Raw genomic sequence first — 14,759 nt, 5'->3', positions numbered from 1 at the left:
GAGCTAGAGATTTTATACGATTTCAATTATATTATTAACATAAAAATTATTCAAGTGAGAAATGACGTATTTTAGAAGGATGTCATATTTACCAATGCTTTGCGTTGAAGATTAAATTAATTTGCAGATTTATTTGGTGTATGGTATAATTTATTATATTATGGCTGGTTAGGAGGTATTATGAAAAATAGTAAAATAAATAAAATATTGATGCTTGTTGTTGTCCTTTCTCTTCTATTTACAATGGCTGCGGAAGCCGCTGTATTTACAGATATATCAAGTCATTGGGCAAAAAGTTATATAGAAAGAGTTTCTGAAAAAGGGATTGTATCAGGTTACGATGACAAGACATTTAAACCCGACAACAATGTCACAGTCTTGGAAGCATTAGTGATGTTATCAAGGCTTTACGATATTGACGACGATTTAAAGGATGAAGTTATAGAGAACTATGAAGATACTTTAGAATCGATGTCTAATACTAAGGGATACGAATGGTCATTTGATTATTTGTCAGTTATTATAGAAATGGGTGTTGTATCGGAAAACGGCCTAAAAGACATGTTTTCAAAAAAGACTATTTTTCAGGATGCAACAAGAGAAGAAATAGCCGTGTTGCTTACAAAGGCCATGATGCTTGCGGATGAAGCGCAAAAATTAAAGGTGTATACTCTGCCTTTTACTGATGCGGAAGACATTTCAACAGCAGCAAGACCATACATATACATTATGTACGACAAGGAAATTCTTCAGGGAGACACTAAGAAAAATATAAATCCGAAGGATAACATAACAAGGGCCGAGGTTGCTACTGTTTTGGACAAGGCTTGCGATTACATAGAAGATAATGATATATATCCTGAATTTGAAAATTATGTACCTACAACTGTAGAAGAGGGAATTATCACTAAATTGGAGGATAAAAGCTCGGAATCATATATCTATATTGAAGATATTGACGGAACTGAGAGCATTATAAGGATTGACGATGATACAAAGATATATGTTAATGATAGAGTACGAAAATTTTCTGATTTGAAGGAAGAAATGATTGTTAAATGCAAGATTGACGAAGATAGACTTGCCGTTAAAATTGAAGCTGATAAAAGTAAAGATGTTGTAAGAGGGATCATATATTATGTAGCATATTCATCACCTGCATCTATTACTATTTATGACGAGGATGATGATAAGGTTGTATATGATGTTTTAAGCAGTGCGGATGTTTTTCTTGACGGAAAAGAAATTGCACTAAGGGATCTTGATAAAAAAGATGAAGCTACTCTTTTGGTTGAAGACGATAAGGTTTATCAAATTAATTCTGTAAGCAGAATTAAAGATTATGAAGGAGTTATAGCATCAATCGATTATAAATCATATCCTATTAAGGTTTCGCTGAAAACAAAGAAAGATGTAGTTAAAATCTTCGAATTTGACAGCGAAGTTGAAGTTACAAGAAACGACAAGGAATCAAGTTTTGACAGAGTCAGAGTAGGAGATGAGGCTACTGTTACTACTGAATACAATGAAATGACAAAGATAAACACTGTTGCTAAGGAAGCCGAAATGAGCGGTACAATTAAAGAAATCATCATAGGTACCGAAAATAAAATTAAGATATCTGACAGCAACGGGGATGTTGAACAGTATATAGTCAGCAGCAATGCTGTTATAACCATCGGGGATAAGAATGCATCAATTAATGATCTTCGTGTTGGATACAATGTTGATATTAATACATCAGGAGATGAAATTGTAACTATCGAAGCAGCTCAAATTCAGGCAGCCATGAATTTTGCCGGTAAAATAATATTTGTAAATACAGACGATAAGCTTGTAATGATGCAGAATGTTAACGGAAACGGTCAGACGGAACTGATTTATTTAAGAGTTACAAACAATACCAGGATATTTAATACATCGGGTGATACAAAGTATTTAAAGAACCTGGAAGAAGGGCAGAGCATAATGAGTACTGCCATATCTCAAAACGGTGAATATACAGCTATAAGTATTATGATACAATAAAGAATTAAAAGCATCTTTTTAGATGCTTTTTTACTAGAATCATGAAAGGCTAACCTATTTATAATAGCGGAGGGGATTATTATGAAGAGAATTTTCTCGATTTTTATTATAGCAAGTTTGCTTGTGCTTATTCTATCAGGCTGCACCGTACTTCCCGCATCAGAAGAAACCGGGGTTGGACCTAAGGAATATGCTGAAATGAGGGAAGCAGAAAAGTTGAAAAAGGAGAACGAAGGTTTAAAGACAACGATAGAAGACTTAAATACAGAACTAGAAAAAATAAAAAAAGATTATTTGAAGTTATCTAAAAATAAAGATTCACTTGATTCAAAGCTGAGCGATGCGGAAGCAAAGCTGGATATTTTAGAAAATGACGGTGTTCCTAAGTTTATTTCCGAGGAAACTGACAAGAATAGTATTATGGCTTATTTGAACAACAACAAAAAAGTACTGGACAAAAGTCTGAGAGGAATTGAGATAATCGATAATTCAGCGTATGATAAAGTGCTGTTTTATACAACTGGCTATGGCGAAAGCTTCAATCAGATTTTTATATGGGAAACAGGAAAGGAAAAACCTGAATTAATTGACAATGCTTCATTTTCAAAGAAAGGAAATATTTCTGCCATTGATGAAAAGTTTCTGTTAATTGATACAGGGAACAACGAAGAATATAAAATATTGGACATTGAGAATAATTTAGTAGTGAATACTTTTTATTCAGTGCAAAATGTTTTTTTGTTGCCGGACACATCTACGTTTATAATTCAAAAACCGGAAACAAATTTGTTTGAGTTGTACGACTTTATAAGCTTGAAAGAACAGGAAATAGATCTGGATCAGAAAAGCAGGTTTACTTCGTTTAAGCGTGATGATGCATCAGGCGACCTGATTTTTGAAGGATACTACAATGATGAAAATGAAGTTTCGTATTTATTTAAGGCAACAGTTAAAATTGATACGCTGAAAGAAAAATATGATGTTTTGACACTGAATCAGTCATTGGAGTTAAAAGATGACGGTACAGAAGAGCAGGAAAAAAGTATGGTAGAATCAAAACCGGAAGAAGAAGTAAATGATGGTGCAAGCACAGATGAAAATTCGGAAACAGGAAAAGCAGAAGAAACAGAAGGAAATTTACAATGAAATATGATGTTATAGTAATAGGAGCAGGCCCTGCGGGTCTGCTCAGTGCGTTGTCTGTTAAAAATAAAAAAGTATTGGTTTTGGAAAAAAATAAAGAGCCCGGAAGAAAGTTGCTTATTTCGGGTCTTGGACAATGCAACTATACTAATAGTATGGATATTGAAGATTTTTTGAAAAGGTACGGCAGGAACGGCAGGTTTTTAAAATCTGCACTTTATAATTTTACAAACATTGATACAATGAATTTTTTCAGTGAAAATGGTCTTGAAAGCTTTATAAGGGAGGACGGAAAAGTTTTTCCTGCTTCTATGAAGTCATCAGACGTATTGAATGTGCTTATTAACTGTTTGCAAAAAAGAGGAGTTGATATACTTTATGATGAAGGAGCAAAGAAAGCTGCCTATGATGAATTGAATAAAATGTACTTGATTAAGACAAATAAAGCATCCTATGCATCAACTAATCTTATTATTTCGACAGGAGGCAAATCATATCCCCGCACTGGGTCTACAGGTGACGGATACAATTTAGCTGAACAATTAGGACACACTATAGTGGAGCCAAAAGAAGCACTTGTGCCTGTCTATACCGTAAACTATAAATTTAAGGAACTGGCAGGGATATCTTTTGAGGATATTAAGGTTTCACTTTGGAGAAACAACAGAAAGTCAGATGAATTTAACGGAGATTTTCTTTTTACTCATACCGGAATATCCGGCCCTGTAATTCTTAATAACTCAAGATACATCGAAGAAGGGGACGTTCTGAAAATTAATTTTACTTCTTTTAAGAATTCAGAAGAGTTTAAAAGGTATTTTGATAATTTAATTTTAAGCTCCGGTAAATTAAGTGTAAAAACGGTTCTAAAGCAGATGAATATTCCGAAGCGTTTTACTGAAAAGATTATGGAGCTGGCAGGTGTAAATGAAAATAAACTATGCAGCATATTAGAGAAAGCTGAAAGAAAGAACTTGTGCGGACTTCTTTCTGCCCACGAATTCAAAGTTGAGAGACTTGGTGGTTTTAATACTGCAATGGTAACTGCCGGCGGTGTTTCAACACGTGAAATAAGCTCTAAAACCATGGAGTCAAAGATAAGGCCAGGTCTGTATTTTGCCGGAGAAGTAGTTGATTATGACGGTGATACGGGTGGATTCAATATTCAGGCAGCATTTTCAACAGGAAAGCTGGCTGCTGACAGCATAAATAAAAAATAAATCACCTTGGTGGGATTCCAAGGTGATTTTTTCTTATATTTTAAACCTTCCTTTAACTACGTTCAATACTGCGGTTATTGCTACCGAATACAAAGGAATCATGAAAAAATTTGCAAGTATTCGCGCCGGCAGAAATATCATAACTCCCTTGCCGTAGACAACCGACAGAAAATAGGTGTTCAGTATTACAGACGTAATAAGTTGTGTGACACTAACAGTAAAAACTATTTTGTTCATGTTTAAATTGTTGTTTGCCGATGTCATTTTTATTGGAATCATAATGTAAATTGCAACTAAAGTGAAGAATCCGGCAATATATAAAATGCTTAATGGTTTTCCGTCATAAAATATTCCGCCGTCAAATGTAATCAAACCTTTATATAAAAATACGGAAACAAACCCAACAGACAACAAAGAAATAAATATTGTATTTAACAGATTATAATTTAAATCCTTTTTTATATACTTGTATATCAGACCTGGCAAGAAACCGGACAATGCACTTACTAATGTAAATCCAGGGAAAAATGGTCCGCCCGGCTTGGCGATGAAGTTAATTATATCTGCAGCGGCACCGGATATAAAACCGGCTGCAGGCCCTAATAACATTCCCGATATTATCAGTGGAACAGATGCAAAATTTATACGCAGTGCAGGAATACCTGCAAGCGGTATATAAATTTCAAAAATAATTTTCAATACAAGGCTCATTGCTATGAATAGCCCTGCCCTCACTATTGTCAGTGATGTAAATTTCTGTGAATCAGTATTACCTCTCATATTATCCTCCTTTATTGAGCAATAATACCTCCGCACAATACAGGAGAATAATCCTATAATTAATAGGTTCTCGAATACAGCGGAAGCGACAAGACACCGCAGACACGGTCTTTCGTTCAAGGGCGACATCCCATCCCTTAACACTTTACGCATCTTGTCTACTCTGTTATGCTAATATTGATTTTTTATATATGTTACCACAGTATGTACCAATATACAATTGAATTTTTAAGAATGTAAAAATAGTTAAATAATAGCGCAAGAATGAAGAAGTATTGTTTTAAAATTATTTAATAATTTGAATTTGTTGTCGTTGCTTTTATCTGTTATAATTGTAGGGTAAAGAATAAGCTAACGATTTCAAAATATTAATCAGGAGGAAACATGTCAGAAAAATACTTAAGCGACATAGAAATAGCACAGCAGGCAGAAATGAAGGTAATCAATACAATAGCCGATAAGATTGAAATACCTGATAAATACGTGGAAAATTACGGCAAGTACAAAGCAAAAATCGATTACAGATATTTGCAGAATGAATTAAAAGATAACAAAGAAGCTAAACTGGTACTGGTTACTGCAATAAATCCAACACCTGCCGGAGAAGGAAAAACAACTACAACAATAGGACTTGGAGATGCACTTACAAAACTAGGCAAAAGAACAATAGTAGCGCTTCGCGAGCCGTCCCTTGGACCTGTATTCGGAGTTAAGGGAGGAGCAGCAGGCGGAGGCTATGCACAGGTTGTTCCAATGGAAGATATAAACCTTCATTTTACCGGTGACTTTCATGCAATAGGAGCAGCAAACAACCTTTTGGCAGCAATGATAGATAACCATATACACCAGGGAAACAAATTGAATATCGACACAAGAAGAATAGTGTGGAGAAGAGCCGTTGATATGAATGACAGACAATTAAGACATATAGTAGACGGCCTTGGAGGAAAGACAGAAGGAGTAACCAGAGAAGACGGGTTTGACATTACAGTAGCATCAGAAGTAATGGCAGTATTCTGTTTGTCAAATGATATAACAGAACTAAAAGAAAATCTGGCGAAAATAATAGTTGCATACACAAGAGACGGCGAACCGATAACAGCCGGACAATTAAAAGCACAGGGAGCAATGGCAGCACTGTTGAAAGATGCGCTTAAGCCGAATATAGTTCAGACATTAGAAGGAACACCGGCATTTATACACGGAGGGCCATTTGCAAACATCGCACACGGCTGCAATAGTGTAATAGCAACAAAGATGGCAAGCAAAATTGCAGAATACACAATTACAGAAGCAGGCTTCGGAGCAGACTTGGGAGCAGAAAAATTCATAGACATCAAGTGCAGAAAAACAGGATTAAACCCAAGTGCAGTGGTAATAGTAGCAACAGTTAAGGCATTGAAATACAATGGAGGAATACCAAAAGCAGAGCTTGCAGAAGAGAATCTGGATGCGCTGGAAAAAGGACTTCCAAATTTATTAAAGCACGTTGAAAACATAACACAGGTATTTAAGCTTCCGGCAGTAGTAGCAATAAACAGATTCCCCACAGATACAGAAGCAGAACTGAAATTGATTGAAAGTAAGTGTAACGAGCTAGGAGTAAATGTAGCATTGTCAGAAGTATGGGGCAAAGGAAGCGAAGGCGGAAAAGAGTTAGCGCAAGAAGTATTGAGGTTGACAGAAAAAGAAAGCAGTATGGAATACGCATACCAGCTGGAGATGACAATAAAAGAAAAGATAAAGGCCATAGCCAGAAAGCTTTATGGTGCAGATGATGTTGAATTTTCAACAAAGGCCAATAAAGAAATAGCAAATTTCGAAAAGCTTGGATTTGGAAACCTTCCAATATGCATGGCTAAAAATCAATATTCATTGACAGACGATCCTAAGATATTGGGACGACCATCCGGTTTCAAAATAACAATCAGAGATATAACAATATCTGCGGGAGCAGGATTTTTAGTTGCAATGACAGGAGATATAATGAAGATGCCTGGGCTTCCTAAGGTTCCTGCTGCAGAAAACATCGATGTGGATGTTGATGGACGAATTAAGGGATTGTTCTAATAAATAATAAAATATAAATTTTACAATATACAGGTAATTAAAACCTCTAAGCCTATGATTTTTTAATTATCTGTATTATTTTGTCATTACTTATTTTTATAAATATGATGATTACTTAAAACAAATTTTATTGAATAATAAAAAAAACAATGTTATTATATAGTAAAAAATTTAACGGAGAATGCATGATGAACGTTATTATTTTAAAAAAGGATGATATTTGTAAAATATTTTCCATGAAGGATGCTATTAAGGCTTGCAGGGACGCGCTGAAAATTTATTCTGAAGGAGGAAGTTCGATACCGCTTAGAACAAATATAGATATTGCCGGTAAAGGAGGTCAGAGCCTTTATATGCCGGGATATGCCGAAGGAGCGAATGCTCTTGGGATAAAAATTGTGTCTGTTTATCCCAATAATGTTAAACGTGGATTGACAGCAGTTCCTTCTACCATGGTTTTGCTTGATGAAGAAACAGGCATGGTAAATTCGATTATTGACGGAACATACCTAACGCAAATAAGAACTGGTGCTGTTTCCGGCGCGGCAACTGATATATTGGCAAGAAAAGATTCAGCTGTACTTGCTTTAATAGGTACAGGAGGACAGGCTGAAAGTCAGTTGGATGCCGTGCTAAGCGTGAGAGATATTAAGGAAGTAAGAATACACAGTAAAAATATTGAACATGCAAGAAAATTTGCTGATAAAATGAGAGAAAAGTATAAATATAAACCAAGCATTGAAATTACAGCAGTTTTATCCTCAGGAGAAGCCGTAACTGGTGCAGACATTATTACTACTGTAACAACGTCAATGCAGCCTACATTTGACGGAAGGCTGATTAAAAAAGGTGCTCATATAAACGGAGTAGGCTCATATACGCCTGCTATGCAGGAGTTAGATGAATGGACTCTTCTTAATGCGGACAAGGTATACGTTGACACAAGAGATGGTGTTCTCAATGAGAGCGGGGATTTTATTATACCTATGAAAGAAGGTAAATTTACTAAGGATATTGTGACAGGAGAACTTGGCGAAGTAATTTTAGGAAAGGTTCCTTCCAGAGAGAATGAGGATGAAGTTACCTTGTTTAAAACTGTGGGAAGCAGTATTTTAGATATTGTAACATCCCGTAGAATTTACGAAAAAGCATTAGCTAGCAGAATAGGGAAGGTTGTAGAAATTTAACTAAAAAGTAAAAACTAAAATATTAAATTATGATTATAATGACGCACTTACCATTGATGCGACAAACAAAAAACAGGAGGTACATTTATGTTTCTCAATATGAATGTCAAATTTAAGGTTATGGATATCATGGACACTAATATCATTAAGGTTCCACCAAGCAAAACAGTTGCGGATATAATAGAAGAATTTGCGGAAAAAGACTGCGGTGAAGCCTTTGTGATTGAAACTGATTCTGATGGTGCGGAAAATATACAGGGAATGCTCACAATGAGTGGAATTTATAAGCTTATAAAGGAAAATAAATCATTGAGGACTCCTGTAAGTGCTGCTATGAATTCTTCTGTGCTTACTGTATCACCTGAATTACATGTTGAAGATGCGCAGAAATTTATGCTTAAGGAAAAAGCTAAGAGCGCAGCTGTATGCAATCATGGTAAAATTGTAGGCATTATTGAAAATCATGCTATTGAATACGGATGCTATAAATCAATAATTGAAATGAGAAATGAACTGATCGAAATAATAGATCACCTGCATGAAGGCGTATGTGTGGTAGATAAGTACGGTGTAGTAGGCCTTTGGAATAAAAGTGCAGAAAAGTTGTATAATGTAAGCTCAGACGAAATCATGGGAAAGAAATTAAAAGATTTTTTTCCTACTGCGCTGTTAAATATAGTTTTGGAAAGAAAAAAAGCCATAGAGAATGTTTATCATTCGCCGAGAGAAAATTCTGTCGTGGCTATATCGGCAAAGCCTATTATGACAAACAATTGTATTATTGGGGCTGTGTCATCAGAGACAGATATTACAGAGAGAGCAAATCTAACTATAAAGCTTGAAGAAGCAAAAGAAAGAGTGAGCTTTCTTGAAACAGAATATAAGAAGCTTACGGAAGACTGCTGCCAAATGGGATCAATAATAGGCAGAAGCAAAAAGATTACGGAAGTTATTGTGTTAGCTAAGCAGCTGTCCAAAACAGACGTGAACGTATTGATTACCGGTGAAAGCGGTACGGGCAAAGAAGTTTTTGCCAGAGCGATACATACTGAAAGCGGGCGTAAAGGCGACTTTGTTGCAATAAACTGCGGAGCTGTTCCGGAAAATTTGCTTGAAAGTGAATTGTTTGGATATGAAGGGGGCGCTTTTACAGGAGCTCTTTCAAAAGGTAAGAAGGGCAAATTTTTTCTTGCAGATAAGGGAACATTGTTTTTAGATGAAATAGGTGAGATGCCGCTTGATATGCAGGTAAAACTTTTGAGAGTTCTTCAGGATGGAGAAATCCATCCGCTGGGAGGGGAAAAGCCGATAAAAGTCGATGCGCGAATTATAGCGGCAACGAATCAGAATCTGCAAAAAATGATGAATAATGGAGAGTTCAGGGAAGATCTTTATTATAGGCTTAATGTTGTTACACTGTATCTTCCGCCATTAAGAGAAAGGTCAATGGATATACCGCTGTTTATTAATGAATTTCTTAAAGAGTTTTCAGAGAGGCACCATAAGGAAGTAAGGAGCATTTCCCCTCAAATTCTTAAGATACTTTTGGATTATGAATGGAAGGGAAATATAAGAGAGCTGAAAAATACAATAGAGCGTCTTGTGGTATTGTCAGATGACAAATCAATAAATATAGAGGCGCTTCCTGAAGACATTTTAAAAAATGTAAACGAAAAAAGCATTAATGAGCTTGACCAGTACAATCTTCAGAAAGTACTTGAAAATACTGAAAAAAAAATAATAACTCAAGTTATGAAACTTAATGAAAATAACAAAAAGAAGGCGGCTGAAATGCTAAATATTCCAAGAAGCACTCTATATTATAAATTAAAACAGTATACTATTGAATAGTGTCAGTTTATTGTAAGAGGTGTCGAAATATTGACGCTGATTTGACAAGTTATTAACATAACAAAACAATGGGCTTTATTAGATAAAAAACTAAAATCCAAAGTATATATGTGTCGAAATATCGACACAAAAAAACCAACGAAGTATAAAAAAAAATTATAATAAACAAAGCAAACTATTGAAAAATGTTTGCTTTGTTTGTTTTTTAATTTACAAACAAAAATTGGCATAAATTATGCAATATATGAATGGCAGGTAAGCTTTTTACTAATAATACAAAAGAAGGAGGTGAATAAAATGGATTTTAGATTTCTCTTGAGACAACATGTAGGCGCACCCTGCGTTCCGATGGTAAAAGTATCGGATCAGGTAAGAAGAGGTCAAAAAATAGCCGAGCCTAACGGACTTGGAGCATATATTCACAGCAGCGTAAACGGAAAAGTATCTGAAATAAATGATACGGAAATTATTATTTCGGGAGATGAAAATCAATCGAAAGAATATCTTCCTATCGATGACACAAAGGATTTTCTTGAAGCAATAAAGGAATCCGGAATTGTCGGAGCCGGAGGAGCAGGATTTCCAACACATGTGAAATTAAAGACCAAAATTCCCGGCGGTTATGCAATTGTTAATGCTGCGGAGTGCGAGCCCGTTTTAGGCCATAATATACAATATATTGAAAAATTCGCTTCTAAAATTATAAGTGGATTAAAAATAGTTATGGAAATTACTGATGCGGAACACGGAATTGTGGCTATAAAGCCTAAACACAAGCATGCGATCAATGTGCTTGAAAAAGCAATAGGAAAAGATAATATTAAAATTAAATTTCTTCCGGATTTGTACCCGGCCGGAGATGAGAGAGTTATAGTCAGAGAGATTCTAGGGATAGAATTAAAACCCGGGCAATTGCCGAGTGAAGCAAATGCAGTAATACAAAATGTTGAAACAGTAAAAAATATTGCTTTTGCGGTTGAAGACAGAAAACCTGTAATAGACAAAGATGTTACAGTGGGAGGCAGAGTAAGAAATGCTGGGGATGGTAAAACATTTCTGGATGTGCCGATAGGATACCCGGTAAAAAAACTTATTGATTCCCTTGGAGGATACATTGAACCACATGGGGAAATAGTACTGGGAGGACCATTTACAGGCAAGCATGGAAGTGAAGAAGCTCCTGTAACAAAAATACTTGGTGGAATTCTTGTGGCAATGCCTTTCCCTACTGATAAGAGAAAATTCGGCATACTTGCATGTGAATGCGGAGCTCAGGAAAGCAGACTTAAAGAAATTGTAAATGCAATGGGTGGTCAGGTAGTTGCTGAAGAAAAATGCAAAAGGATGACTGAAGTAAACGGCAGATACAGATGTGAGCTTCCAGGAGTTTGTCCCGGACAGGCACAGACTGTTATAAGCCTTAGAAAAAAAGGTGCTGAAGTTATTTTAACAGGAAGCTGTGGTGACTGAACTAACACTGTAATGACAGTTACTCCTAGGTTAGGAGTTCCAACATATCACCACACTGACCATGTTCTTAGGGCAGCAGGCCATAAGTTAGTAAGAAAAATAAAAGAATAGAAGTTAAAAAGGAGGTATTTATTATGTCCATTACTCCAGAAACTGCTGAACAACACAAAAAGGATTATGCGGTGGTATGCTGCAGGACAGAAGCCGGCAAGATTATTGAAGCCGATTCATTGGAAGATCCTGCTATATTTGCAGACTTAGAAGATTCAGGGTTGCTAAACATTCCTGATAACTGTTTAAAGATAGGTGAAGTATTAGGTGCAAAGCTAATATCAACCATTGATTCTTTAACACCGATTACTCCGGATGTTGTCGAAGGGGCAAAAATAAATGAAGATAATGGTGCTGAAGTAGCAAAATTAACTGAGACAGTTACTGAAGAAGTTGCTGAAAAACCGGCAATTGTACCTGTGGCACCAAGTAATGCAGGTGTTTTAAAAATACACATTGGAGAGGGAAAAGACATTAATTTAGAAATTCCGATGGGGTATTCATCTGTGGGAACAGGCGTGTCATCTGCAAAAGCAGAAGAAGCAGCAGCTGTTCAAGAAACAGTGCTAAATGAAGTTCAGGTTAATGGTGAATTACCTGAAAAGAAAATAAGAGAGCTTGTTAAAAAGCACTATAAAATTGATAAAGTTGAATTAGGACCTGAAACTAAAATTGAAGGTACTACATTATTTATCAGAGAAAATATCTGTGAAGATGCAATTAAAGAAAGCGACTTAGTTAAAAAAATCAAATTTGACATTATTACTCCTGACAAATACAACTTGTACAGCGAGACTATAATGGATGTTCAGCCTATTGCAACTAAGGAAGGCGATTCTAAGATAGGTACCGGAGTTACAAGAGTATTAGACGGTGTAATATTAATGGTTACTGGCGTGGATGAAGGCGGAGTACAGATAGGCGAATTTGGTTCTTCAGAAGGAATCCTTGAAGAAAACATTATGTGGAACAGACCTGGATCACCTGATAAAGGCGAGATATTTATCAAGACAGAGGTAGTAATTCAGGAACATACAAACATGGAAAGACGCGGACCTTATGCTGCTCACAAGGCTTCAGACTTTATCACGCAGGAAATTAGAAATGCGTTAAAGAAATTGGATGATGAGAGTTTGGTTGTTAACACAGAATTAACAGAACAATACAGAAGACCCGGCAAGAAAAAAGTGGTTGTAGTAAAAGAAATAATGGGTCAGGGAGCAATGCATGATAACTTGATACTTCCAGTTGAACCTGTAGGTGTTTTAGGTGGAAAGCCAAATGTTGATTTAGGAAATCTTCCTGTAATGATGAGCCCGCTGGAAGTATTGGATGGAGGTATTCATGCACTCACATGCATAGGACCTGCTTCTAAGGAATGCTCAAGACATTATTGGAGAGAGCCTCTTGTAATTGAAGCTATGAATGATCCCGACATTGATCTTTGCGGTGTAATATTTGTAGGAAGTCCACAGATAAACTCTGAAAAATTCTATGTATCTGAAAGACTTGGAATGATTGTTGAAGGACTGGATGTTGACGGAGCTGTTGTAACTACAGAAGGCTTTGGAAACAACCATATCGACTTCGTAAGTCATATTGAACAGATAGGAATGAGAGGAATCCCTGTTGTAGGTATGTCATTCTGTGCTGTTCAGGGCGCTCTGGTAGTAGGAAATCCATATGTAAAATACATGGTGGATAACAACAAATCTCAGGAGGGTATTGAAAATGAGGTTCTCTCTTGTAATACTCTGTGTCCTGAAGATGCAGTACGTGCGGTAAGCATGCTCAAGTCTGTTATGTCCGGAGAAGAAGTGAAGGAAGCCGAAAGAAAATGGAATGCAAATGTTAAGGAAAACAATTTGGAGCTTATAGAAAAAGAATGCGACGTTAATATAGAAAGACAAAAAAATGAACAGTCGCTTCCAATGAGCCAAAAAAGGAAAGAGAAGTACTCATAATGAAGTACGGCGAAAAGACAATATATGTCGAAGGCATTATAACCAGAGTAACAGACGGCTCGATGGAGGTTGATTTTAAAGGAAGGTTGGGACATATAAGTGTTCCACTTAGAATGGTAATAACAGATTATCCTTTGGAAGTAGGGCAGGAAGTTGCGCTGAATATGAGCTTTTTAGAAGTCATAAGCCCAAAAGTTAATGAAAAATATAGAAGCAATTTTGATAGACATATTGAAGTTGAGGAGGTAAAAAATGAGTCAGATAGTTAAAGGCTTACAATCTGAAATATTTGCCCCAATTACACCACCATCTGTTTTCACTCCTGTTACAATGGAGTTGAAAGATATGAAGGTGGCATTGGCATCAGCTGCCGGAATACACTTGAAAAGTGATAAAAGATTTAATTTAGCAGGAGATTTTACTTACAGAATAGTTCCTGGAGATACTCCTACAAGTGAATTAATGGTATCACACGGCGGTTATGATAATGGCGATGTTAATAAGGATGTAAACTGTATGTTTCCTCTTGACAGGTTGAGAGAGCTTAAAGAGGAAGGGTTAATTAAAGAAGTGGCTGAAAGTCATGTAGGATTTATGGGAGGCGGCGGAAATCAGCAGAAATTTACTGAAGAAACCGGACCTCAGATAGCTAAAATATTGAAGGATGAGAATGTGGATGCAGTGCTGCTTACAGCAGGCTGAGGTACTTGCCACCGCTCTGCCGTGATTGTGCAGAGAGCGATTGAGGAAGCTGGAATACCAACTATTATTATAGCAGCTCTTCCTCCGGTAGTGCGCCAAAATGGTACTCCGAGAGCCGTATCTCCAAGAGTCCCTATGGGTGCTAATGCAGGTGAACCGAATAATCCTGAGATGCAAAGAAATATTGTTAGAGATACACTTAAGCAATTGGTTGAAATTCAGACACCAGGTAAGATTGTTCCACTGCCTTACGAATATATTGCTAAGGTTTAAGCTTAAATATACTATCTGTC

The 14,759-nt window shown here is 36.3% G+C and carries 11 protein-coding genes and 1 riboswitch; of the genes, 10 read left to right on the top strand and 1 reads right to left on the bottom strand.

What is annotated here, in order from left to right:
- Positions 1 to 180: 180 nt before the first annotated feature.
- From ACS3UD_RS12555 to ACS3UD_RS12545, 3 genes are all read left to right on the top strand, one after another.
- Entirely contained in the window at positions 181 to 2,028 is a 1,848-nt protein-coding gene (locus ACS3UD_RS12555) for an S-layer homology domain-containing protein (protein ID WP_308139291.1), read from the top strand.
- An 81-nt stretch (positions 2,029 to 2,109) separates the two neighbouring features.
- Complete coding sequence (locus ACS3UD_RS12550; protein ID WP_308139292.1) at positions 2,110 to 3,174, top strand: hypothetical protein; 1,065 nt, start codon at positions 2,110 to 2,112, stop codon at positions 3,172 to 3,174.
- On the top strand, positions 3,171 to 4,391 hold the full coding sequence (locus ACS3UD_RS12545) for an NAD(P)/FAD-dependent oxidoreductase (protein WP_308139293.1): 1,221 nt from the start codon (positions 3,171 to 3,173) through the stop codon (positions 4,389 to 4,391). Before ACS3UD_RS12550 ends, ACS3UD_RS12545 begins: the two co-directional genes overlap by 4 nt.
- Before the next feature lie 33 nt (positions 4,392 to 4,424).
- On the opposite strand, the gene ACS3UD_RS12540 is transcribed toward ACS3UD_RS12545, so the two are convergent.
- Positions 4,425 to 5,171, bottom strand: coding sequence for a folate family ECF transporter S component (locus tag ACS3UD_RS12540; protein ID WP_308139294.1), 747 nt, complete (start codon positions 5,169 to 5,171; stop codon positions 4,425 to 4,427).
- 75 nt (positions 5,172 to 5,246) lie between these two features.
- Positions 5,247 to 5,339: riboswitch (THF riboswitch) on the bottom strand.
- A gap of 216 nt (positions 5,340 to 5,555) precedes the next feature.
- Here ACS3UD_RS12540 and ACS3UD_RS12535 point away from each other — a divergent pair.
- From ACS3UD_RS12535 to prdB, 7 genes are all read left to right on the top strand, one after another.
- The gene (locus ACS3UD_RS12535) at positions 5,556 to 7,241 is read left to right on the top strand and encodes a formate--tetrahydrofolate ligase (protein ID WP_308139295.1); all 1,686 of its coding nucleotides are present in this window, start codon (positions 5,556 to 5,558) and stop codon (positions 7,239 to 7,241) included.
- Positions 7,242 to 7,429: 188 nt separating this feature from the next.
- Positions 7,430 to 8,428, top strand: coding sequence for an ornithine cyclodeaminase family protein (locus ACS3UD_RS12530; protein ID WP_308140092.1), 999 nt, complete (start codon positions 7,430 to 7,432; stop codon positions 8,426 to 8,428).
- An 87-nt stretch (positions 8,429 to 8,515) separates the two neighbouring features.
- The gene (locus ACS3UD_RS12525; protein ID WP_308139296.1) at positions 8,516 to 10,279 is read left to right on the top strand and encodes a sigma-54-dependent Fis family transcriptional regulator; all 1,764 of its coding nucleotides are present in this window, start codon (positions 8,516 to 8,518) and stop codon (positions 10,277 to 10,279) included.
- Between the two features lie 297 nt (positions 10,280 to 10,576).
- On the top strand, positions 10,577 to 11,860 hold the full coding sequence (gene prdC / locus ACS3UD_RS12520) for a proline reductase-associated electron transfer protein PrdC (RefSeq protein ID WP_308139297.1): 1,284 nt from the start codon (positions 10,577 to 10,579) through the stop codon (positions 11,858 to 11,860).
- 23 nt (positions 11,861 to 11,883) lie between these two features.
- A complete protein-coding gene (gene prdA, locus ACS3UD_RS12515) occupies positions 11,884 to 13,764 on the top strand; it encodes a D-proline reductase (dithiol) proprotein PrdA (protein WP_308139298.1) in 1,881 nt (626 codons plus the stop codon).
- Positions 13,764 to 14,033 carry a CBO2463/CBO2479 domain-containing protein gene (locus ACS3UD_RS12510; RefSeq protein ID WP_213926078.1) on the top strand — a complete coding sequence of 90 codons (270 nt, stop codon included), beginning with the start codon at positions 13,764 to 13,766 and terminating at the stop codon, positions 14,031 to 14,033. Before prdA ends, ACS3UD_RS12510 begins: the two co-directional genes overlap by 1 nt.
- The gene (prdB, locus tag ACS3UD_RS12505; protein ID WP_308139299.1) at positions 14,017 to 14,739 is read left to right on the top strand and encodes a D-proline reductase (dithiol) protein PrdB; all 723 of its coding nucleotides are present in this window, start codon (positions 14,017 to 14,019) and stop codon (positions 14,737 to 14,739) included. Before ACS3UD_RS12510 ends, prdB begins: the two co-directional genes overlap by 17 nt.
- Positions 14,740 to 14,759: the final 20 nt, after the last annotated feature.

Origin of the sequence: Sedimentibacter sp. LTW-03 (assembly GCF_052059825.1) — a bacterium.
Lineage (GTDB): Bacteria > Bacillota > Clostridia > Tissierellales > Sedimentibacteraceae > Sedimentibacter.
This window is presented reverse-complemented; position numbering and strand designations above follow the sequence as displayed.

Coding starts and splice junctions, on each gene's coding strand:
- ACS3UD_RS12555 (WP_308139291.1), top strand. CDS start 181: ATGAAAAATAGTAAAATAAATAAAATATTGATGCTTGTTGTTGTCCTT.
- prdA (WP_308139298.1), top strand. CDS start 11,884: ATGTCCATTACTCCAGAAACTGCTGAACAACACAAAAAGGATTATGCG.
- ACS3UD_RS12510 (WP_213926078.1), top strand. CDS start 13,764: ATGAAGTACGGCGAAAAGACAATATATGTCGAAGGCATTATAACCAGA.
- ACS3UD_RS12540 (WP_308139294.1), bottom strand. CDS start 5,171: ATGAGAGGTAATACTGATTCACAGAAATTTACATCACTGACAATAGTG.
- ACS3UD_RS12545 (WP_308139293.1), top strand. CDS start 3,171: ATGAAATATGATGTTATAGTAATAGGAGCAGGCCCTGCGGGTCTGCTC.
- ACS3UD_RS12525 (WP_308139296.1), top strand. CDS start 8,516: ATGTTTCTCAATATGAATGTCAAATTTAAGGTTATGGATATCATGGAC.
- ACS3UD_RS12530 (WP_308140092.1), top strand. CDS start 7,430: ATGAACGTTATTATTTTAAAAAAGGATGATATTTGTAAAATATTTTCC.
- ACS3UD_RS12535 (WP_308139295.1), top strand. CDS start 5,556: ATGTCAGAAAAATACTTAAGCGACATAGAAATAGCACAGCAGGCAGAA.
- ACS3UD_RS12550 (WP_308139292.1), top strand. CDS start 2,110: ATGAAGAGAATTTTCTCGATTTTTATTATAGCAAGTTTGCTTGTGCTT.